Here is a 22,474-nt window from a genome sequence, read left to right as displayed (position 1 = left end):
AATACCAGTTATTCTTAAATCACTAAAACAATAAAACATCGATAATGTATTCAAGACAATCGTTATGTATTTTAATAAGAAGGGTATATAAATTAAATAAGGGTTTGAGTAAATGAGAAAAACTACTCTTTTATTGTGTTCTATCCTGTTTTTTCAGCTACAGCCAACTTATGGAGAACCAAACAAATTGACGCCTTCCGCACCCAAAAGACAAGAAATAACTGGTTATAAAGAAAATCAGTTTATTATTCCCAAATACCAATTTAAAAATGGCCAAACCTTAGACAATCTCCGCATTCATTATATTACGGCAGGGATTCCGCAAAAAAATAATCAAGGTGAAATAAAAAATGCAGTTTTATTTTTGCATTGGACAGGCGGTAGCGGGAGTGACCTGTTTGAACACTTTAAAAAAGCATTATTAGCTCCAGGAAAACCCTTTGATGCAAATAATTATTATCTGATTTTTCCGGATAATATTGGTCAGGGACAATCAAGTAAACCCAGTGATGGTCTCCGTATGAAGTTTCCCCAATATACCTATCAGGATATGGTTGAATTACAGCATCAGTTAGTTTCCTCGCATTTAAAAATTACTCATTTAAAAATGATTGTTGGTACCTCTATGGGGGGTATGCACAGCTGGTTATGGAGCGAGTTGTATCCTGAATTTATGGATGGGATTATGCCTATTGTGTGCCTGCCGCGTAAAATTGATGGACGCAATTTATTATGGCGTCAAATCGTCATTAACAGTATAAAAAATGATCCCTCTTGGGAAAATGGAAATTACACAAACCAACCTTATGGGGTACAGGCAATTTGGCCACTAGTGGCGATGATGGTCGATGGCGTCCCTCATTTGCAACACACTATTTCCAATACACGAGAAGCGACCGATTACATCCATTCAGCGGTAAAGCAGAGTACAAAAAAGGACGCTAACGATATCATTTATATTATGGCAGCTTCCAGGGACTACGATCCAGAACCGTTGTTATCGACAATAAAAACAAAAGTATTTGCTCTGGATTTTACTGATGATGCTTTGGATTCACCCGAATTTAATCGAATGCCTGAGCTCATGAGACAAGTAAAACAGGGACAATGGGTTTTGCAAAAAGGTTCACCGACTTCGCACGGCCATTTTACTTTACTTTACCCTGAACTATGGAGCAAGCAAGCGGAACGCTTTACCTCATGGGTTAACCAAAATAATTAAATTTAAGCTTACCCATAGCCCAGGTATGCTGATTCTTTAAACAATAAGAGCAACCAAAGCCATTGAAGACATTTGATTGCTAAGATTGGGAGCGGGCTCTTGCTGCACTTTTGGCTAAAGGTTTCCTGTTAGGTTTACTGTGCGTGGAGGTGGTTTTCTTTTTTGAAGAGACGGGTTTTTTAGGTTTTGAAACATGGGTAGTCTGCGGTACATTGTGTTTGGGTTCAAAATCTTCAATCTCAATTCGGTTTAATTTATGCTGAATAAGTTTTTCTATCGCTTGCAATTGATTTATCTCATCAGCGCTCACTAAAGAAACGGCTAATCCCGGAGCTCCCGCACGACCGGTTCTACCGATGCGGTGGACGTAATCTTCAGCAACCTGGGGTAAATCAAAATTAACCACGCAGGGTAACTGCTCAATATCAATTCCGCGAGCAGCAATATCTGTAGCCACCAGGATATGTAATTCTCCGGACTTAAACTCTTCCAGGGTTTTGGTTCTTTGGGATTGAGATTTATTGCCGTGAAAAGCGGCTGCATAAATTTGTGCTTCCGCCAATTGTTTTACTAATTTGTTCGCTCCATGTTTCGTTCTGGAAAACACCAGGGTCTGGCCCCATTTATTTTTGTGAATTAAATGACTGAGTAATGCCGCTTTTTGGCTTTTATCAACTGGATGCACGGTTTGTTTGATTTTAGCTACGGTTGTATTTCGAGGAGTAACATCAATTGCTACGGGTTCGTTTAAAATGGTTTTAACCAGTTTACGAATTTCATCAGTAAACGTGGCTGAAAACAGCAGATTTTGCCGGTTTTTAGGTAAGCAGTTAATAATACGCCGTATATCGTGAATAAACCCCATATCCAGCATCCTGTCGGCTTCATCCAATATCAGGGTATCCACTTGATCAAACTGGATGGCGCGTTGCTGGAAAAGATCCAGTAAACGGCCTGGGGTGGCAACCAACAGTTCAACTCCAGAACGTAATTTCATCATCTGGGGATTAATCTTCACCCCGCCAAAAACCACCGCCGAACGAAGCGATAGATAGCGTCCGTATTCACGAATGCTTTCATGTACCTGACTTGCTAATTCCCGTGTAGGGGTAAGGATGAGGACGCGGGTCCTATTGCTTTTCGCCCTGGGCTTGGCACTTAACATGTGCAATACAGGTAATACGAAGCTTGCGGTTTTACCTGTTCCTGTTTGTGCGGAAGCCAAAACATCTTTACCAGCTAATACTATGGGAATGGCTTTAGTTTGAATAGGGGAGGGATCTTTATAGCCTAATTCTTCAATGGATTGTAGTAAAGGCGGGATTAAACCTAACGAACTAAAACTCATGCTGTTTCCTTTTAACTGGTGTTCTGTGGAAGGGGGTAAGGATATTTTTTGTTGTTCAATATGCTTATATTTTGGCAATTGTATCATACAATTGAGAGCTTATGTTAAAGGAAACATTCAATTTAATTAAATGCTTTCGGCAGGACTGCCCTAAATTATTCTCTAGAGGGGGATTAATCTTATACTGCAATACCCAACAAGGAACCTATACCAGCGCTCACAATCATTGCAAGTGTGCCCCAAACCACAACACGCAGTGCTCCTGACAGAACGCTTGCACCGCCAACCCGTGCAGCCACAGCTCCAAGTAATGCCAAAAAAAGAACCGCCATCACTGAGATGATAAGGATGAGATGCTCCCTGGGAGCAAGAAAAATGATTAAAAGCGGCAACAATGAACCGAGGGTAAAACTGCACGCAGAAAACAATGCCGCTTGCAGGGGGCGTGCACTGGATATTTCTGTAATCCCAAGTTCGTCTCGGGCATGGGTACCTAAAGCATCCTTGGCCATCATCTGTGTTACAACTTCTTTTGCCAGGGCAGGTTCTAATCCGCGTTTTACGTATATAGAAGTTAGTTCTTCCATTTCATTTGCTAAATTGGCCTCAAGTTCTTTTTTTTCCCGTTTGAGGGCGGATTTTTCAGTATCTGCCTGGGAGCTTACAGAGATATACTCACCCGCAGCCATCGACATGGCGCCAGCAATTAATCCCGCAAAACCGGCTATAAGAATTCCATTATATGAGGTATGTGCGGCAGCAACACCAATTAATAAGCTCGCAGTAGAAATGATCCCGTCGTTGGCACCTAGTACGGCAGCACGCAACCAGCCAATGCGTTCAATTCGATGATATTCTTTATGTTGCATCGACAGCAAAACTCCCAAGTTAAAGAAGCCGAGGGGTTAATAGGCCAGCAATTTACTCTGCTGGCATATCCGATTTCTGTTTATATTTCGCATTTTCAGGAATATCAGTAGCAGAATAAATGCTAATGATTTTAAAGGGTTTCTTGGCGTTAAGATTAATAAAATTATGAGGCATCCCTTGGGGGATAAAGATCATATCCCCTGCGGTAACAGTTGAATTTTTGCCATTGAGAATGGATTTAGCCTGACCTTCCACCACAAAAATGACTTGGTCAAATTTATGGGTTTCCATACCGATCTCATTTTTAGGGTTGGTCTTGGGGGTGATATTCATAAAAACAACTTGTGCTGCTTTCCCAGTCACAAGGGCTGCTTTCCAATATTCATTTTTTTTGGCCATCTCAAAAATTTTAGGAGAAATAACCGCATCAGGGCTATTTTCACTGGAGGTATCTTCAAGGGCAAATGAAGATGTAGCGATTGAAATGGACAAACCTAATGCAGCGATCAAAGATCCTTTTATTTTCATAACGTGCTCCCTAATTTTAGCTTTTTCTTTAAGAAAGATTTTTCTTTTGTACTGCACCTAATGCATATTTTTAATCTGTAATTCAACCCATCTTACCAGATCCTGAGATCCCATAACCCCGGCATTTCTCCCTATTTCCTTTCCACGATGAAAAAGAACTATCATGGGGATGCTTTGGATTGCATAACGGGAGGCTAAAGAAGAATGTGCTTCAATGTCGACTTTAGCTAACCTCATTTTGGGTTCCAGAAGACCTGCTGCAGATGCAAATTGTGGCGCCATCATTTTGCAAGGACCACACCATTCCGCCCAAAAATCCACAAGAACAGGGATATCATTATGTTCAAGGTAACGAGTAAATTGAGTGGTGTCGAGATTTACCGGTTTATTATTGAAAAGTGCTTGATGGCATTTTCCGCAGTTAGGGCGTTCCTCCAAACGGGAAGCAGGTAACTGATTAATGGTATTGCAATGAGGGCAGATGATATGAAGGCCTGTATTCATGAGCGAAGATTTCATAAAATGATGTAGGAAATGAATAACTTAACATAACCCATTTTATTGTTGCAACTTGATGGCTTATTAAGGTAGAGGTTACTCATTTTGTCCCTGCTAATTTATCCAATTAATTCTGTATTAATAAGAATTTTGGAGGTTAAAGTGCGATGTACAGGACACATGTTGGCAATTTCCAGCAATCTTGAACGCTGTTCTTCAGTGAGTTTTCCTCTAAGCTCAATCCTGCGCGTTATACGGTCAATTTTAGCACTTGCCTTCTCACAGCCAACACAATCCTCCACGTGAGTTTTTTCGTGGGTTAATTTCACGATTACTTGTTCCAGTGGAAATTTTTTATTCTCAGCATACATACGAATGGTCATAGAAGTACAAGAACCTAAGGCAGCAAGTAAAAAATCATAGGGTGACGGCCCCAAATCATTGCCGCCAAATGAAGTCGGTTCGTCGGCTATGAGATGGTGTTCTCCTATAATAATTTCCTGGGTAAATTTCCCCTTTTTTGATTCCTGCACGGTGGTTTCCAGCAGTTTATTGTTTGTTGATTCCATGATTACTCTCTTAAATCCATTTATGGGCCTGTGAATGCCAAGTCTATTTGAAATATTAGAAATTAGAATAAAAAATGCAAATGTTTATTGAGAATTTTAAAAAATAATGCCGTTTCCGAACAGCTTCAACTGCCCTTATTTTTAATCATCTTGTACAGTTCAGGAATTAAAAAAATAGGCAGGGCGCACAAGAGAATAACTCCCCAATGGCTAATAGATAAAGGTACTGTATGTAAAATGCGCTGAGGTCCAGGATTGTATATCGCCATGACGTGTAAACCCAACATGCTTAACAGCGCAATTAAAATCCATTTATTCGAGAACCAGCCTATTGTATAAATCGGTTTATAGAAGCTGCGGAAATTGAGTGTGTGGATATTAGCCAACACGACCAAGGAAGTAAAAGCAATGGTATTCGCTAATTCATACGATTGCGGAAAATACAATTGATATACTAAAAAGGTTACCATTCCAATATAAGCGCCGAAGGCAATAACCAGAATCAAAGACATGCGATCAAAAATGGGTTTGTCAGCTTGCCGTGGCGGCCTGTGCATGATTCCTTTTTCAGCACGTTCCACACTCAAAGAAAGGGCCGTTGCACTATCTGTGACCAGGTTTATCCAAAGGATTTGCACAGGAATGACAATTAATCCTCCACTTAAGAGCAGACTAATCAGGATAGCCAAAACTTCACCTAGATTTGAAGATGCCAAATAAAGGACAAATTTCCGCAGATTTGCATATTGGCGTCTCCCTTCCTCCACCGCATCAATAATGGAGGCAAAATTATCATCTGATAAAACGATATCAGCCACACTGCGGGCAACATCAGTTCCCCGTATTCCCATCGCAATTCCAATATCAGCTTGTTTTAAAGCGGGTGCATCATTGACCCCATCTCCCGTCATCGCTACCAATTGGCCTTGATCCTGGAACAGTTTCACGATCCGGAATTTGTCTTCAGGGATTGTTCTTGCAAATAAAACATTTTGCTTTAAAAGTTCCTTTAATTTGTGATCACTGAGTGTTTTTAATTCACTACTGGTTATCACTTTATCTACGTGCAAGCCAATCTGGTTGGCAATTGCTTTTGCGGTCACCGGGGAGTCCCCAGTAATCATAACGACTTTGATACCTGCATTTTTTGCTGTTGCTAATGCCCTGGGTATTTCTTCTCGTGGCGGATCCATGAAACCGACGAGTCCGATAAAGACTAAATTATTTTCAGCTTCTTTCCTGGATAGTTTAAGATGCTTGGGAACAATTTTCCTGGCTAGGGCCAGTGTACGAAGACCATTTTGAGCTAAATTAATGTAAGCATTTTCGATTTTGTTTCGCGAGTCGCTGTTTAGTTCGTTTTCCTGGGCTCCAAACAGATAATAAGTACACAAAGGCAAAATGACTTCTGGAGCCCCTTTGCTATGGATAATTTGAAAGTCCCCTGCATCTTCTATGACAGTCATCCGTTTTTTGATCGAATCGAATGTAAACTCTTTGACAAGAGCAGCGGGATGAGCGCAGCTGAGCCCGGATTTAACAGCAGCGACGAGCAGGGCTGCTTCGTCTGGGGAGCCAATGATTTTCCATTCCTCTCCCTCTTGATAGATGCGTGCATGATTGCATTGGTATCCTGTCTCTAACAATGTCATTAATTCTGGGAGGGATTGCGGATTAATCACCTCTCCATTGAGTATAAATTCTCCCTCGGGGGTATAACCGACTCCAGTGAGTTGCAGAGATTTTTCAAACAACCAAATTACCTGAACTTTCATTTCATTTTGAGTCAGGGTTCCTGTTTTATCCGTGCAAATGATTGAAACAGCACCCAATGTTTCTGCAGCCTGGAGATGCCGAAGGAGGGCCTTTTTTTTCGCCATGGCCCGGGCACCTAAAGCAAGGGCAATGGTCACCACCGCAGGCAGTCCCTCTGGAATAGCAGATACCGCAAGAGAAATGCCCGTCATTAGCATGCGGATGGGATCAAAACCCGCCAATACGCCAATTAAGATGACGCCAACCGAGGTAATAATCGCTAGCAATCCTAGGCGTTTCCCAATAAATGAAAGCTGCTTTTGAAGCTCTGTTTCTTCTTCATGAATTGAGCCTGTAAGCTCGGCGAGGCGGCCAAATTCAGTGTCCATACCAATAGCAACCACCAGGCCTTGCCCTTGTCCGCTCATCACATGGGTTCCCATGTAGGCCATATTTTTTCTATCTGTAATTAAAGTCTCTGCCGGCAAGCGCTCTGTTATTTTAGTGATGGGTTCCGACTCCCCTGTTAAAGTAGCTTCATTGATCATTAGATCGGCTACGGCGGTGATGCGGATATCTGCAGGTACTATGTCTCCGCCATCCATAAGCACACAATCACCAGGGACAAGTTTTTTTACATCAATAACTAGCTCTAGCCCATTACGAATAACCCGACATTGGCTAGTGAGCATGTTTTTTAAATTTTTAATGGCATTTTGCGCCTTCCACTCCTGGACAAAACCCAATAACCCATTAAATAGAACGATGGCAAGAATGGCCAGCGCATCAATAATATCGCCTAAAAAAAAAGAAAGCAGGGTAGCGATTAGGAGAACCAGAATAAGAATATTGGTAAATTGGCGCGCTAACAGGATAAACCAGCGTGAAGATTCCATATCTTTAATTTCGTTGACACTCAAATGTTCATTGTGTTTTGCAAGAACATTTTTAGTTTCCTCGATGGTTAAAGCATGCCATTGCTTCATATTTCTCCCAAGGCTATAACCATTTCAATAACAGCTGTTTTTCCATCTCATTTATTTATAGCAAGTTAGAAAGATTAAGCAAACATCCGGGCGGGGCATTTATTGTTTGCATCTTAAGCAGGAGCGCACAAGACCTGATATTCGTGCTCGCATTCCCTAAAAAATTTTAACAAAAAATAATAAACTCTTGCAAAAATGAAAGGGTCTGTATATGGTTTCATAACTATGCGCCCAGTTTAATTAAAAGGATGAATTTATGTGTCGCTTTAAGGAACTCCATTTCTACTTTTTTCTTTTGTTAATCATTCCGCTTCAATCCTTATGGGCTCAGGAATCACCCAAGACTAATGAAACAGCACAGTTAACCATAAGTGCAGGTAAGAAGGGATCCATTTGCTCGAAATCACTGCAAAATTGTTCCATACAGATTAGCCAGAATCTGCCCCAATGTATAGCCAGACCGGGTGCGATTACAATTACTAATAATTCCAAAATTGTGGCAAAGAATATACAGGCTTCATCTTCCGATGCTAATTTTAGGACTTATGTGGTGCAAAACAATGGTTGCCCTTCTTCATTATTGCCTGGGCGCAGTTGTACGATTACCTTTTCTACCAATACGTCAATCGCTTTTTTTATACCTAATGTAGTAGTCAAAGGTACAAACACTTCTTCGACTTTTTTTGATATGCAATCTTTAAGATGCGCCCCGCAAGCAACCATTAGTGCTCCTGCAAGGGCAATTATCCCTACTAATGATTCAGTAGGGATTGATATCACGGTACTCAATATAAGCAGCATCCCTGCCTCAAATGTTAGGGTCAGTCTCCCAACAACATGGACGAGCGTCACCAGCACCACATGTCCTGTTATTCCGGCCAACGGTTCGTGCACCATAACCCTGACTTCAAATTCTTCTATTCCATTCGCTCCCCGCGGCGGGATATTGGTTACAGGAGATAATGTCGCCTCCCCCCCTTCAATAGCGTTGGCTTTTTCCATCGAGGGGTATCTCGTGTTCTCGGTAAAAAATAGCACCTCATATGTGGTATCCGATAGCGAACCTGCTTTCCCGAGTTCCTGGAGCAGCGACAAGGTTAATGTCCCCGGAATCACGGAAACTTCGACCAGCCCTCCCGATAATTGTAACGGCGCTACCGATGGATACTGCAACACCAGTGAAATAACAAGCTTTGACCCAATGAGCCTTGCTGCCGGTTACTGCTTTTTTGAGTTGTTTCCTAGCGCCACCTGGTATTTGCCGTCTATTTGTGAGCTGGGAACTTCCGGAAGTGCAGGTTGCCCTGCCAATACCTCGAGCATTTACACTCTGTATAGCTTGGGATTTCTGACCGGTGTTTCAGGCCAATACTGGAGTTCTACGGAATCCAGTGCCAACCCTACGAATAATGCATGGTTTTTGAATTTTACCAATCAGGGCGCCCAAGGAATCAGTGACAAATTTACCTCGCTCAAAGTTCGCTGTGCACGTGCCTTTTAACCAGCTTGAGGTAGATAGCGCCTACAGCAAACAAGCAAATGGCACAAGTTTCAATAAATGCATCACCATTGCATGAAGTGGTGGTGCATTTTTTTAGTGGCCAGGGTTAATAGAGTAAACTATGGAAATTCTGCACTCCTCACGGTAGATCTAGCTTTATACCTTCCAGTATTTCAAGTCGGTACAACAATTATCCATCCCGTAGTAAATCTACCTTCGTTAGGAATTACAAAAGGTCTGAAAATTTGGAAGCGTAAGTGTTGCAATTGGAATGGGTGCTCATTTTTTTATCATTCTAGTTTTGACTATACTAGTATGAGTATTCTCTAAAAGGTTTAGATGAGTGTTCAAGGAGGATGGAACATGTTTAGAAATAATCGGGCTATGGTGTTAGCTTTAATTGTTGGTCTGGGTTTTCTTTTTTCAGAGGTGCAAGCAGAGACGGTAAATGTTGATAATCTATCCAAGTGCATGGCAAATTGTAAGGGAGATAAAACTTGTGTAGACAGTTGTGTTAATCGTTCAACAACTCGAGGTACAGCGAAAGAAGTTCTTCAATGTCTGGCAGGTTGTGGACTTGGAGTTACTTCAACACAGAGTACGGCCACTTTGAAAGAGCAAATCAAAGCGTGTTGCCAAGGCTGTTTAAAAGCCATGCATTAATTACGACACTCAATTCCTAATTCAATTAGTCTCAATACAACCTGGAGCGAAGAACCTTCCAGGTTGTTACTTATCAATACAGGTGGTTTTAGAGCAATCGATTGGAGCGATTGTTCCAGTCACCGCTTTGAAGAAGACTAGCCTTCATGCAGCAAGCGAAGAAGAGGATTATTCCCGCATCAAAATTATCACCTATTTAATTTCTTTTTATTATCAAAATTCCTCGCTTTGATAGTTTTCGTGTTGAGCAAATTTAGATCAAAGAGGAGAAAATTGTCTATAATATTTATAGATTTCCCTCAATGAGATCATATTATGTACACCGATCCAAATGCTAATCCATCCGCACCATACGATTTATTAATAGTGGGAATGGGCCCTGTCGGGCTGGCTGCCGCATATGAAACAGCAAAAAAAAATAAAAATAAGGACAATAAAAATAAGGTATTAATTATTGAAAAACGTTCAGAAAGTACGGCGGCAATTAGACCACAAGTAATCGTTCTGGAGCCAAGCAGAAAAGCACAATTAATGGATATGATTGGACAAGGAGAAAGCCTTGATGAGAGGGATATTGCTTTTCTAGATTCTTTGAGTACTTCTGCCGAGATAAAACTTTCCACCGTTCAACGATTCATTTTAAATCGAATTAAAAATCAGAGTCAAACTGGGGACATAGGACCGGTCGAGATTTTATATGAAACCACATTGAAAGAAGGAGTAAACCTTGGAGAGGGGGAAGCATCCATTATTACAAGAGGTCAGGAAAAACAGATTCGATTTACCCATCTGGTGGGCGCAGATGGCGCCAGTTCATCTACTTTGGACTTGGTTAATCCATCACTGGATGAGCCTGAAAGAATAGAGCGTACAACGCCCAGTGATATGCAACATTTGGAGAAAACTTTCCACTTAGGCGCCTATGTAAAAATATCATTAAAAAATGGTCAGGAGCTAGCATTACCAGAAAAGGAATTTGTATCATCTTTTTTGGAAAATGAAAATGATGCGCAAGTGACTGAAAGCCAGCTTTATTTTTTAAGATTTGATAAGAGTTCTCATGAAAAAAGCCAAAAAAAATCGGTAAAGCTGGGCTTTATTGGTGAAATACCCAAAGAAATATTTGATAAAATTCAAGGATTAAACCAGCAAATAAGCTTATTAGATAAACGGATTAAAAAGCTGCGGGAAACAATAAGCCCAGATCGGGCCAGTGAAAATTCGCTCGCTAATTTAGAAGTACAGCTAGCACGAACTAAGAACCAAAAACAAAATTTAGTTTTAAGCTATGTGAGAAGATCCGCCGCAGATTATTTAGGGATAAATGAAAACGAATTGGCTGTCACCATTACTGCAAGTAAAACGCGGGCTGAAAAAAACAACCTGAAAATTCTAACTTTCCAAGGGGGGAGTAAACAAGCAAATAAGGCCGCAACCCAAGCAAATGGACACGCTTTCTATTTAATTGGGGATGCCTATTTTACCCCAAACTATCCGGTTGGGCATGGGCTTAATAATGGTTTAGAGTCTGCAAAATTATTGGGAGAAGTTCCTACAGGTGGCTCTAGCGACTTACCAGCACATATGGCCCAATACGACAGCCTATGTTCCAAAAATGCCGCGTTCGCGCGTTTAGTCATGCAGGGTGTTCGCCGGTTCAGGAAATTGGATATAGGTCGCAATTTTGTAGCTGAACTGCTGGAAAATGCTGTGGAGAAACGTGAAAAAGGTGATAAAGTCGATTTGAAAAAAAATTTATCCCACACCATTTTTGCAGATGCTGCTAAACCGGAAGACAGTATTGAAATATTTCTAAAAGATAAATTTAATATATCCCATATTTCATCTTTAGTAGAAAAAGGTAACTTGAATTATGATATCGGGTTTATATCCGCGGATTGTCCTGAACTCAAAGGAAAAAGTGAGCCAGAAAAACTGCAATTTTTGCAAAAGCTATCTGAGCAAAATAACGGTATCCCAATTCTTATCAAGTCTTTGGATGCAGAAAATGCTCCAAAATATTCCTTATATCGGTTTAATAAAGAGTACTCCCAAAACGAGGCGGTAGATATTCTTAACGAAAGACTAGCCAAAGGACTTGATAATCTTTTGGAGAGGCATAAGGTTGCATTCACGAATGAATTAAATATCATTAACAATAAAACGGTCACCCAGGATTTAATTACTAAGATTTTCTCTAGTACTGTTAACAATGCCGATATACCGCTTCATTTTCTTCCTGCCGACAATGAAATCGAGCAAAAGATTCAAGAATGGGGGCGGTTTTTAACAAAGAATCCATCCATAGTAAAACAATATCGAGTAGAAATATCAGAGCAGCTAAAAGCGATTCAGGAAGTTTTCAGTAATTATAAAAACGAATCTGTAAATTTAAAATTTAAGGGACTCTATGAGAGATTCAATAGTATTGTCGAGAAACATAACAATGAATTAATTACTTTGGCTAAAAAAGGTCCGAATAAATGGGATGCTTCGGGTCGTAGCCCTTTATACCATGTGTTACAATATGGTGATCTCGATACCATAAAAACCATTCTGGGGTTTGGCGCTAATCCGAATAAAGCCTGCAAATACAGCTGTGAGACCATCTTTACCCGAAGGGTGCTGGAAAAGCCTGAGATTGCCCGAGTACTCCTTGTTCATGGGGCTAATCCATTTAATGATGCTAAATCTTCTTATTTTATAGCTTCCTTTCTTGGAGATAGACAATCCCCTTACTTTTGTCCTAAATTCGGTGTTGAATGCCTTTTAGCCCTGGCTGATCCGAATTGTAAAATAAAAAAGTCAGATGTTACCAAAATAGCCGAATCACAAATTGTACAGTTAAAGAAAACTCTTCAGGATAAGGCGTTATATGAACTTTACTTGGATAAACCCTATCTTCGGACAGCAGTGGCAAGAATAGCTGAGTTAAAAAATATTCCTGCTCCAGAGGATCAAGACGCTCAAATTGATTTAGTCAAAGAATTTGTTGATGAATCTCTAGATAAAATTCTTAAGGCCAAAAAAGCCATCTTTTCCAAGAATAGCTTCTTCCCTTCGCCAAAAGATACAGGTAGGGCGGAGACAACGCCAGAGATAGTTCTATCAGAGCAAACTTTAAAAGGGTAGATCGATCTTCATAATCAATAAAGGCGCCCAAATGGTGATTAAGCCTCGCTGCACTTAGCCTATGGTTCTCAGAATTACCGCCCATGTCCAGAATATTCTCGATGCAATTTCGAAAGCTGCCTCGTGTGATTTTTAAAAATACACGCCTGCATGAAAGACTTGTAAGGTAGCCTGGTTACTTGCAACCGTGATTAAAACAGTTGTTGTCTTACTAGATATAAAGGAAATAACTTAAAATGATTTGGGAAGGCAGGATGAAAAATTGTATTTAAAAAGCATTTTCCCGGTTGTACGCAACCGGGCTACGCTTGCTGCATTCTTATAACGTGGATGATGTGACAAGGGTTTCTCCGTCTAAAGTAGAGCTACAATTAGACTCAAATGTATCCTCACTATTCTGACTCGCAGCAAAAAACTTTATCCCCTTGCGCGATTTGTGAGAGTGTTCTGATGTTGGTAAAAGAGTATATTTGGGAAGTGCATCTGGGGTATGGTTTTGATCCCTTTTGTCTATCAAGGGCTTCTCCATTGAAGGATCTTGAGACGATTTTTTACTCTGAAAAACGGCAGGCCAAGTAAAAGCGACCGATACGAATACCAAAACGACTGGAGACAATATTGCCATAGTAATAGTTAATGCAAGCCTTGCCCCAATAGCTTCTCCCAGCGTTTCCCCAATATGAATTCCGCTTCGGATTCCTCCAGCTACAGAATAAGCAAGAGAATCTCCAATCAAAGCAAATAATTTGAGCATATTGAGGGCTACATGCTTTATCTTTTGCGCTTTGGTTTGGGATTCTTCCGGTGGTTGCTTTATTGATTCAAATTTTTCTTTCAGATCCACATACGTTTTCGGGTTAAAGACCTTATATACTTGTGAAAAAGTATTAACAACCATGGTTGTGGTAGTACATATCATGGCCAGGACATGTGCTAAAAAGGTATCAGGTTTCGCACCTAAAGCATTAAAAAGCTTGTTAACCCCTGAAACGGTAGTGAACCAGGTTAGCGTCGCATAGACAGCTAAAAAAACCGTACTTACTGCTCCTAATAAGACGCATCGCCAAAGACCATAAGGTTTTTTATAATCTTCAATAAAGAGATTTTTAAATTTTGTATAGTTTTCCCGTATGCCCACAGCTTGAAATGAATAAAAGGAGACAGCTGCAACCAAAGACAGCCCCACCGTAGCGGTTAAAACTAGCGGGTTGGAGGCAAGCATCCCAAGCCCCAGAAAAGAGAGGAGTCCTACGAGACCTGCATATCCGGAAATACCGGCAGAAATACAGGCCAGCAAGGTTACGATACCAAAAAATAATTTCTGACCCCTATCGTATATCGTTTTTTGTTCTAGGTTCTCTTCAAGGGTTTTAAACGTTTTTTGTTTTTGCGGTTGAAAGCCTGCACTATCAAGCATGGCTTTCCCACGGCTTAATAAACAAACTACTCCGTTGCATAAGGAAAGTACTATCGCCAAGGCAAGGCTTAGGGCAAAAGGAGCTCCTAAAGTACTTAATAATCCCAGACAAAATACCATACAAAGTGCCATGGAAGTAACGACCTTGCCAATGACTAATGGCACCCCTTTTATCAGCCTGTTTCTATTTTGGATCGGGGTTCTGGTAAATTCCTGGCCCTTGCTGGAACAGGTAGCAATTTGCAAGACTTCTTCCTTAGATAATCTTTTTCCACCCGCAAGAATTTCCCCCCACTTAAAGGTGAGGAAACTCCAAAAATAGTGGGAAAACGGGCGCTCCAGAAGATCGGTTACGCGAAGGTCCCCATTTAAAATGGCATGTTTGACTTTTGATAATTCTTTTTCATCAAAATCATATTGGGCGATAGAAGCAATAATCCACTCTTTTTGAGTACGAAATTTTCTTCTTAAAACCATTAAGACTTCAGGACGTTTGTAATTATCAAAGTCGATTTGATCTTGTTCTAATAAGTTAACTAGTTCTTTCATTTCAACAAATCCCTTTCACACAAATCGAGTAGCTTATTTATAATTACTCAATATTTCCATTGAAATTTTTAAAAAATTTATGATCAATAGGTCTAATCCCGCTATCTTTTTTTGTTAAAAAGATTTGACATACTGTGCGAGTTACATTCTAATCTTATTTTTTTCCGTGATATGGAAATCATGCCAGTGTTGAAATTTCTAAAGCCTGCTCCTTATCTTGATACCATTGAGGATAAAGCCATTGTTAACCGGCAATATCGTTATTGGCGTATCCGTACCTTTTATGCAATGTACATAGGCTATGCTCTGTTTTATTTCACCCGCAAAAGTTTTACCTTCGCGATGCCTGCATTACAAAGCACTTTGGGGATGACCAAAACTGAATTGGGAATGATTGCCAGCATTTTGAGTTTAAGTTATGGGATCAGCAAATTTTTGAGTGGAATTCTTGGCGATAAATCCAATCCCCGTTATTTAATGGCGATTGGGCTGATTCTGACAGGTATTTTTAATATTTTGTTTGGATTGTCTTCCACCTGGTGGTTATTTGCTATTTTCTGGGGATTGAATGGTTGGTTTCAAGGCTGGGGTTGGCCAGGGTGTACTAAATTATTAACCCATTGGTATTCTCAAAACGAACGGGGGCGTTGGTGGAGTATTTGGAATACATCGCATAACGTAGGTGGTGCCTTAATTCCCTTGATTGTTGCTATGTGCGCGCAATATTTCGGCTGGCGTTCAGCCATGTTTGTGCCAGGAATTATTTGCATTTTAGGGGGTATTTTTTTAATTAACCGTTTAAGAGATACCCCGCAGTCTCTAGGCTTGCCTGCCGTAGAACAATACCGGGAAGATTTTTCCGGTTCACATCACCACCAGGAAAAAACAGAGCTCTCAATTAAAGAAATTCTTTGGAATTATGTACTAAGCAATCCATATATTTGGATCTTGTCCGTTTCTTATTTATTTATTTATATTGTCCGCACGGCCCTTAATGACTGGAGTATGTTGTATCTGACAGAAGTGAAGGAATACTCCTTAATCACTGCCGGTAGTTGCATCATATGGTTTGAGGTTGGCGGCTTTTTTGGAAATCTCGTTGCCGGCTGGCTTTCTGATAAAGTCTATCAAGGAAAACGCAACCCGATTAATATTCTCTTTACAGCAGGGGTATTTGTCACTTTGTTACTCTTTACATTGACCAAATCCTATACACCATTCCTTGATTCCTTGTTCCTTTTTTTCTTTGGTTTTTTTATTTTTGGACCACAAATGATGATCGGTATGGCCTGTGCGGAGTTATCACATAAGAAAGCGGCGGCAACTGCAACAGGTTTTGCCGGATTCTTCGCTTACTGCTTAGGTGCTGTTCTGGCTGGTGCTCCTTTGGGTGCAATTATCAAAAATTACGGCTGGGATAATTTCTTCCTCACCTTGTTTATTTGCTGTTTAATTCCATTTTTTATGATGCTGCCGCTCTGGAATGTGAAATCCCGTCCAGGGTCTAGTAAACCAGAATTTTCAGGCAAATCCGAGTTTGCCTAGTTAATTGGCTTGCCTTGATAAGCCAATACAGATAAAGTTAGTGCAAGTAATAAAGCCGCCAGTCTGGGGCGATTTAGTAAATCCAGGGAATAAAAGAAAATTCCCTCACAAAATGCAACTCTTTCTCCAAGGAAAGCCCGGTTGCTCGCAACCGGGATTAGAGTTGCCTCTGTCTTGTATGCTGAAGTTCTTTATTAGAGTATATGGATCCCGCTGACAAGCAGTGGGACACAGGCACCGAGGAGAGCAGGGATGTATAGACTATACCCTCAACGGCTGGATACCTGATTGCGAATTAAGCCATGAAAAATCCTTGCCCAAAAACATCACGACTTGAAAACAGCAATCATAGCCTGGTTGCCAACATCGGCTACGCTTACTACCTATAATTGCGGTATTCAGAAGTGATATAATAAAATCTGGATATAAATTTTTTGCATGTCATTAAATGATCAAAAAACCCTTTACCCATGATTATCGTTTTGTCTTTAAACCAGTAAATAAATCACAAATGGCTCTTGTCCTTGAGTGGATTCATCAACCTCATATTAATGAATGGCTCCATGGAGAAGGGTTAAGTAATACTATCAAAGATCTCAATGAGTTTTTGAATGAAGGAGAACCTTGGGCAACTCATTGGATAGCCTATGATAAGGAGATCCCATTTGCTTATTTAATAACATCTGAATTAGAACGATCAGAGGAATTTCCAGAGGGAGGAATTACTCTGGATTTATTTATTTGCAGATTGGATTATATAGGGAAAGGGTTATCAGTTCGGATGATTCATGAATTTATCTTAAGCCAATTCTGGGATGCAAAGATAATATTCATTGATCCAGAAATTTCTAACACACGTGCCGTGCATGTCTATCAGAAAGCTGGCTTTGAAATTACTAGGGAATTTATAGCCTCGTGGCATCCGGTACCCCATTATAAGATGAGATTGACGGTTGATGAGTTAAAGAAAAAGCAAGGTAGCTCGGTTCCATGCAACCTGGATTAGAGTTGCTTCTGCCATTTATATCTGCTTATCATGTAATTCGGAAATAACAAATAAAAGAGGCTTTGTTCTTTCTTTATTTAATTGTTCCTGAATAAATGATTTAAGCCGTTTCATATAAGCTTCAGGAAGAACATATGGGTTATCATTAAATACAAATAAAGGCTGTATTTGACGTTCATCAAATATTTAGGCTGATTGTCATCCCACTCATTCAAAAGCATGTAGAATAGGACATGCTTCAGAAGTAGTTGTTCTGCATTCATCTATCAATTGATGCAGAAAATCGCGCGCCTCTTTTAATTCAGCCATTTTTTTATCGAGCATGGCAATGCGTTTTTGAGAAACCTCCCTTATATATGCACGATCATTTTTAGCATCACAGTCTAACAAGGCTTTGATTTCTTTAAGGGTAAATCCTGCTTTCTTCGCGGACAGAATAAATTTTAGACGTTGTGTGTCCTGTTCGCCATAACGCCTAATACCACTTGCGTCCTTTTTATGTTCTGGAATTTGTAGCAGTCCTTGTCGTTGATAGTAGCGTATGGTTTCTACACCCACACCAAACATCTTAGCGAATTCCCCAATTTTTTTATCAATCACCACTCACCTCACTTGACACCGTACTATAGTACGTACTCTATAGTATTACTATAGTTCATGATTAAGAGAGAATAAAATGAATCGAGCAATCGTTAAGAAAGCAGTGTTATACCGCATGGTCATGGGCAATCATGTCTGTCCCTATGGGCTTAAAGCCAAGGATTTACTGATGCGTCAAGGTTATGAGGTCGAAGATAAATGGCTCACCACGCGCGAACAAGTCGATGCCTTTAAAGAAAAGTACCACGTTAAAACCACACCACAAACCTTCATTAACGATGAGCGAATAGGTGGTTATGATGATTTGCGTCGTCACTTTGGGAAAACAATTAGAGACCCTAAGCAAAAAAGTTATCGCCCTGTTGCTGCTCTTTTTACAATGACAGCCCTTATGGCGATGGCAACCAGTTATGCCTTTTCTGGTAATCCATTCACGCCACAGGCTTTAGGATGGTTCATCGCCTTGAGCATGGCAGTCCTTGCGCTATTGAAACTTCAAAACATTGAGAGTTTCTCAACGATGTTTCTCAATTATGACCTTCTGGCGAAACGCTGGGTTCCTTACAGTTACATCTATCCTTTTGCCGAAGGATTGGCAGGGGTATTAATGATTTCAGGGGCACTTAATTGGGTATCCATTCCCATTGCCTTATTCATAGGAACAGTCGGTGCGCTCTCTGTATTTAAAGCCGTTTACATCGATAAACGTGAACTGAAATGTGCTTGTGTAGGTGGTGACAGTAATGTGCCTTTAGGCTTTATTTCACTTACTGAAAACTTAATGATGATAGGCATGGCGTTATTTATGTTGGTTATGTAATTCAATAAACTCAGAAAAATCCACAATGCGGTATTTATCAATGGTGTTACTATTAGGACTAATGACGCATCACGCTTATGCCAATGCGGCAAAAAATTATATTAAAAATCCCAACGATGTAGTTGTTGGGGACTTATGGTTAATCGTTAAATCCCAGCACAGAAATGGATATGAATTGATTGATTCTTGTGAGAAGGTAGATATTGGAATGGGAGCAAGCGTAGGTCGGGCGAGGCCTCCGACCTACGCTTGCTGAACTATTTAACAAATACAGGTTGAGGCGCATCAAAATTATAAATTATCCCAAAAGCCACTTGAGCTGTATTTGGATAAATTCTGGTACTCTTAGAAACTCCTCCAAAAGGCTCAAATACAAAACTTTTTATCTTGCTATAATTGATTTGACTGTAATCCATCATCAAAGTCCATCGCGAGAACATATTGTAACGAACGCCAGCCCCATAACGAACACCGCTACGATTTGATGTGGAGCTCTGAATTGTTGGATCGGATTCATTTATTTTGACCCGACCATTGGCATAACCGACTCTTCCATAGACTAAAAAAAGGTCTGAAAGAAAAAATCCAGGCAATAAACTGACGCCTTCACTGCTTTTTACGGAAAATGTGGTTTTGGAAAAATTCCTATGTAGGAGTTCGTCATTAACCAGTTTATATTCAACTGAGCTGAGATTCCCATTGATTTCTCCTGCCAGATAATACCGGTTATGGCGCCAACCATATCCTCCAAATAAAGTTCCAAATACTCCTATGCCGGAAAAGTGCTGTGTATCATAAACATTAAAAGTACCGGGCCTAACCACATGAGCCTTTTGGGTGAAATGAGCCCCTTCAGGACCAAATCCCGCACCAACATAAAACCCAGAAAAACAGGGACTCGCTAGTAATAAAGACGCTATGCCGAGCAGGTTTGCTTTCCTTAACATGATATTCCTTTAAAATTAAAAATCGCTACGCACTTAAGATTGACAATGCGTTTTCACAAAAAAGGCATCATAACAAGTATAATTATTTATGCATAGCATTCATTTAAATTGGAAGCAAAAAGGGAATAGTTTAGAAGATTTAGAAAATTTAGTATGGGGTTTTAGAGAAAGTTAAAAACCCAAAATTAGAAATTTTAAAAAAATTGGGCTTTTAAATAAGATTTCCGTATTTCAGGTTTTTTTAATTTGAGAATTTGATTCCATACCCATTTCTGTAAAATGCCGCTGTTCTTCTAAATAAAAGCTTTATAATCGTAGGGTTCGACAGATGAGGCCGCATTGGCTTATGAGATAATAAAAAGACCTATCGATAGGGATGAATCCTGGTATAAAAAATTGTGGAATATTAATCCCCCTGATGTGGTTGATGGACATGCACTTCGAATAACAATAATTGAGTTTCATTAATCAAAAACTCTTTAAATTTATCTTTCTTTAGAGTTCTTTCCTGAACATCTAAAGGAATAAAGCGTGATAGCTCATTATGGAATGCTTCGCTGTAGATGATTTTTTCAATATTTACTTATGGCGATTATTTTAATTAAGTATACGGTAATCCTATATTTATATAGCATTTCTGTATACTCGAATTTTTACGGCTGATTTCAGTTAATCAAAAAAATTGAATCGCTTGCATCGCTCATCCAGCAATTCGATATATTTCTCCTGCATCTGTTGAGATAAGAAACTGAAACCAATTAGTTTTCGCCATTCAGGTATTATTTGATGGAACTCTTGTACGATCCCATTGATGACGTTCTGATTTAATCCTAATTTTTCAACGGCAAAATATTTAAGAAAATCACTCTTTGTTAAATTATTTTTTTTCCCTTTTAGAGGTAAAGCTAGTTCTTCTTTGGTATTTTTTTGAGCGATGGTTGAGTTAAGTAAATCGTAGGCTGGTGATATGGAAATTTTTCTATCCTTAGTAATTAAGGAAAAATTTTTTAGATGCATATCTTCATTGCCGACCAGAAAGTTAAACAACGTCAGCTTAAATAATTTCACGAATTCAATTCTTGGGAATGTACAAAACTGCTGTATGACTGTAATTACTTTTTCCATAGAGCTTTTATATTTTGTATGTCGATCTTCACCTGATAGCTGTGCAAAATCTTCTAAAGCTAACTTTTTATTATGGCCTATTCTATCAAAGCGTTTAATGAAGTAGGTCAAACTGTTGTCTTTAGAATAAACCAAACCATGAACCGGAACTTCGAGGCCTATAGTTTTTGCAAGGGTCATAGTAATGGCTTCATTTTCAGGCAATTCTGGATAAATATCACTTTGTGGTTTTAAAATATACTGACCATATTGATCAACGATTTCAAAACCTCCCTCTTTAATCTTTAGTTTGGCACTTAGTTTCTTTTGGACGCCTTGAATAGACATCTTTCCTACACGAGCAATTGCTTCCTGTCGCTGCTCATCAGCACTTAAATCTAATGGGCTAAGATTTTTTAATTGAGGGGAAAGCAAATGTAATCCACGTTGCGAATAGTTTTCTTGGTCACTAATTACGTCATAAGTAATAGGGCAGCGTTTCATCTTAGTTCCTCAATAGTCACTGCACCAACGACATCTTGGCCAACTAGTATCAATTGACCAAAATAATCATTTTTATCGATTTTATATTTACGTAATAATGCTTCAAGCATAATGCCTTCAGGGAGTAATCCTTCAAAAAAGGGTGGAAATACGTCAAATTCATAGACCTTATTTTTCAACGGCATAGTGAGTGAAACAGGTGCGCCGTGATAATCCTCAAAGTAGGTAAATTGATAGGTTCCACCTTGTAATTCCTCTAATATTCCAGCCTTAATGCCATTCACTGATATGTATGCTTTTCTCATTAATTATTATCCGTTGTTTGAGGAAAAGGCGTTTCAAATTTCATTTGAATATTTAACACATCTAATACTTTTAGCAATGTATTTAGCCGCACCGATTCTTTCCCTTTTTCAATATCATAGATAACCGTCTTACCGACCCCCGCTAACCGGGCTAATTCTTGTTGTGATAAGCCGCTTTGTTTGCGGTAATAATGGATTAAATTGGCAATTTCGTGTTTGGGCATGGAACACCAAAAATTAATTATATATTACTGTTATAGCAGTAAAAATGATAAAAATAAATTTATTATTGCTTTTCTTTGCATTAATTCACCATAAATTACTGTTATGGCGGCAAATTTGATTGATTTCCTGATTTTCCCATATTTATTTATTATAAATTCCTAAAAATTACTGTTATCGCGGTAAATTCAAGGGGGGGGGAAGAACAAAAAGTCATGTTTAGCCTCAAAAATACGTCCATTATGGATTAAAGGTTCGTCCAAAATGGATTATATGTCCGTCTAATATGGAATAGAGCTTCGTCCAAAATGGAATGCAAATGAATTTTTCCGATTATTTAATGCTCATTGGTAGACGTATAAAAATATCCGGGACTAATGGGA

The 22,474-nt window shown here is 39.6% G+C and carries 20 protein-coding genes; 8 read left to right on the top strand and 12 right to left on the bottom strand.

Annotated features, from left to right (window positions below):
• Positions 1–112: 112 nt before the first annotated feature.
• A complete protein-coding gene (locus KYQ_RS09905; protein WP_019349961.1) occupies positions 113–1,222 on the top strand; it encodes an alpha/beta fold hydrolase in 1,110 nt (369 codons plus the stop codon).
• Between the two features lie 79 nt (positions 1,223–1,301).
• Here the strand turns inward: KYQ_RS09905 and KYQ_RS09900 are convergent, their stop codons facing one another.
• From KYQ_RS09900 to KYQ_RS09875, 6 genes are all read right to left on the bottom strand, one after another.
• Positions 1,302–2,570: a DEAD/DEAH box helicase gene (locus KYQ_RS09900; protein WP_029489028.1), complete on the bottom strand. Its 1,269-nt coding sequence runs from the start codon at positions 2,568–2,570 to the stop codon at positions 1,302–1,304.
• Positions 2,571–2,749: 179 nt separating this feature from the next.
• On the bottom strand, positions 2,750–3,439 hold the full coding sequence (locus tag KYQ_RS09895) for a VIT1/CCC1 transporter family protein (protein ID WP_010652646.1): 690 nt from the start codon (positions 3,437–3,439) through the stop codon (positions 2,750–2,752).
• 52 nt (positions 3,440–3,491) lie between these two features.
• Complete coding sequence (locus tag KYQ_RS09890; RefSeq protein WP_019349959.1) at positions 3,492–3,968, bottom strand: cupin domain-containing protein; 477 nt, start codon at positions 3,966–3,968, stop codon at positions 3,492–3,494.
• Positions 3,969–4,025: 57 nt separating this feature from the next.
• On the bottom strand, positions 4,026–4,472 hold the full coding sequence (trxC, locus tag KYQ_RS09885; protein WP_019349958.1) for a thioredoxin TrxC: 447 nt from the start codon (positions 4,470–4,472) through the stop codon (positions 4,026–4,028).
• Between the two features lie 113 nt (positions 4,473–4,585).
• On the bottom strand, positions 4,586–5,035 hold the full coding sequence (locus tag KYQ_RS09880) for an OsmC family protein (protein ID WP_010652649.1): 450 nt from the start codon (positions 5,033–5,035) through the stop codon (positions 4,586–4,588).
• A gap of 125 nt (positions 5,036–5,160) precedes the next feature.
• Entirely contained in the window at positions 5,161–7,776 is a 2,616-nt protein-coding gene (locus KYQ_RS09875; protein WP_019349957.1) for a cation-translocating P-type ATPase, read from the bottom strand.
• 256 nt (positions 7,777–8,032) lie between these two features.
• Between KYQ_RS09875 and KYQ_RS09870 the strand changes: the two genes are divergently transcribed.
• The 3 genes from KYQ_RS09870 (at position 8,033) to KYQ_RS09855 (ending at position 13,072) form a co-directional block, all read left to right on the top strand.
• Positions 8,033–9,277, top strand: a complete 1,245-nt coding sequence (locus tag KYQ_RS09870; RefSeq protein ID WP_019349956.1) for an Lcl C-terminal domain-containing protein — start codon at positions 8,033–8,035, stop codon at positions 9,275–9,277.
• Between the two features lie 363 nt (positions 9,278–9,640).
• Positions 9,641–9,940: a hypothetical protein gene (locus KYQ_RS09865; protein ID WP_010652653.1), complete on the top strand. Its 300-nt coding sequence runs from the start codon at positions 9,641–9,643 to the stop codon at positions 9,938–9,940.
• A 315-nt stretch (positions 9,941–10,255) separates the two neighbouring features.
• Entirely contained in the window at positions 10,256–13,072 is a 2,817-nt protein-coding gene (locus tag KYQ_RS09855; RefSeq protein ID WP_019349954.1) for an FAD-dependent monooxygenase family protein, read from the top strand.
• 319 nt (positions 13,073–13,391) lie between these two features.
• Here KYQ_RS09855 and KYQ_RS09850 read toward each other — a convergent pair whose 3' ends face one another.
• A complete protein-coding gene (locus tag KYQ_RS09850) occupies positions 13,392–15,038 on the bottom strand; it encodes a hypothetical protein (protein ID WP_019349953.1) in 1,647 nt (548 codons plus the stop codon).
• Between the two features lie 180 nt (positions 15,039–15,218).
• On the opposite strand from KYQ_RS09850, the gene uhpC reads away from it, so the two are divergent.
• Both uhpC and KYQ_RS09840 read left to right on the top strand, forming a co-directional pair.
• Complete coding sequence (uhpC, locus tag KYQ_RS09845; RefSeq protein ID WP_010652656.1) at positions 15,219–16,583, top strand: MFS transporter family glucose-6-phosphate receptor UhpC; 1,365 nt, start codon at positions 15,219–15,221, stop codon at positions 16,581–16,583.
• A gap of 448 nt (positions 16,584–17,031) precedes the next feature.
• The gene (locus KYQ_RS09840; RefSeq protein WP_019349952.1) at positions 17,032–17,589 is read left to right on the top strand and encodes a GNAT family N-acetyltransferase; all 558 of its coding nucleotides are present in this window, start codon (positions 17,032–17,034) and stop codon (positions 17,587–17,589) included.
• A gap of 207 nt (positions 17,590–17,796) precedes the next feature.
• Here the strand turns inward: KYQ_RS09840 and KYQ_RS09835 are convergent, their stop codons facing one another.
• Positions 17,797–18,189, bottom strand: a complete 393-nt coding sequence (locus tag KYQ_RS09835; protein WP_019349951.1) for a MerR family transcriptional regulator — start codon at positions 18,187–18,189, stop codon at positions 17,797–17,799.
• A gap of 76 nt (positions 18,190–18,265) precedes the next feature.
• Between KYQ_RS09835 and KYQ_RS09830 the strand changes: the two genes are divergently transcribed.
• Together KYQ_RS09830 and KYQ_RS09825 are read left to right on the top strand one after the other, a co-directional pair.
• Complete coding sequence (locus tag KYQ_RS09830) at positions 18,266–19,009, top strand: glutaredoxin family protein (protein WP_019349950.1); 744 nt, start codon at positions 18,266–18,268, stop codon at positions 19,007–19,009.
• A 40-nt stretch (positions 19,010–19,049) separates the two neighbouring features.
• Complete coding sequence (locus KYQ_RS09825) at positions 19,050–19,265, top strand: hypothetical protein (protein WP_019349949.1); 216 nt, start codon at positions 19,050–19,052, stop codon at positions 19,263–19,265.
• A 1-nt stretch (position 19,266) separates the two neighbouring features.
• Here the strand turns inward: KYQ_RS09825 and KYQ_RS09820 are convergent, their stop codons facing one another.
• From KYQ_RS09820 to KYQ_RS09805, 4 genes are all read right to left on the bottom strand, one after another.
• On the bottom strand, positions 19,267–19,956 hold the full coding sequence (locus tag KYQ_RS09820; protein WP_019349948.1) for an outer membrane protein: 690 nt from the start codon (positions 19,954–19,956) through the stop codon (positions 19,267–19,269).
• 669 nt (positions 19,957–20,625) lie between these two features.
• Positions 20,626–21,564, bottom strand: a complete 939-nt coding sequence (locus tag KYQ_RS09815) for a HipA domain-containing protein (RefSeq protein ID WP_010652663.1) — start codon at positions 21,562–21,564, stop codon at positions 20,626–20,628.
• Positions 21,561–21,869: a HipA N-terminal domain-containing protein gene (locus tag KYQ_RS09810; protein ID WP_010652664.1), complete on the bottom strand. Its 309-nt coding sequence runs from the start codon at positions 21,867–21,869 to the stop codon at positions 21,561–21,563. The genes KYQ_RS09815 and KYQ_RS09810 overlap by 4 nt, the downstream gene beginning before the upstream one ends.
• Positions 21,869–22,093 (bottom strand): helix-turn-helix transcriptional regulator, encoded by a 225-nt coding sequence (locus tag KYQ_RS09805; protein WP_010652665.1) that lies wholly within the window; start codon positions 22,091–22,093, stop codon positions 21,869–21,871. The genes KYQ_RS09810 and KYQ_RS09805 overlap by 1 nt, the downstream gene beginning before the upstream one ends.
• Positions 22,094–22,474: the final 381 nt, after the last annotated feature.

Source organism: Fluoribacter dumoffii NY 23, from assembly GCF_000236165.1.
In the GTDB taxonomy this organism is placed as follows: Bacteria; Pseudomonadota; Gammaproteobacteria; order Legionellales; family Legionellaceae; genus Legionella; species Legionella dumoffii.
This window is presented reverse-complemented; position numbering and strand designations above follow the sequence as displayed.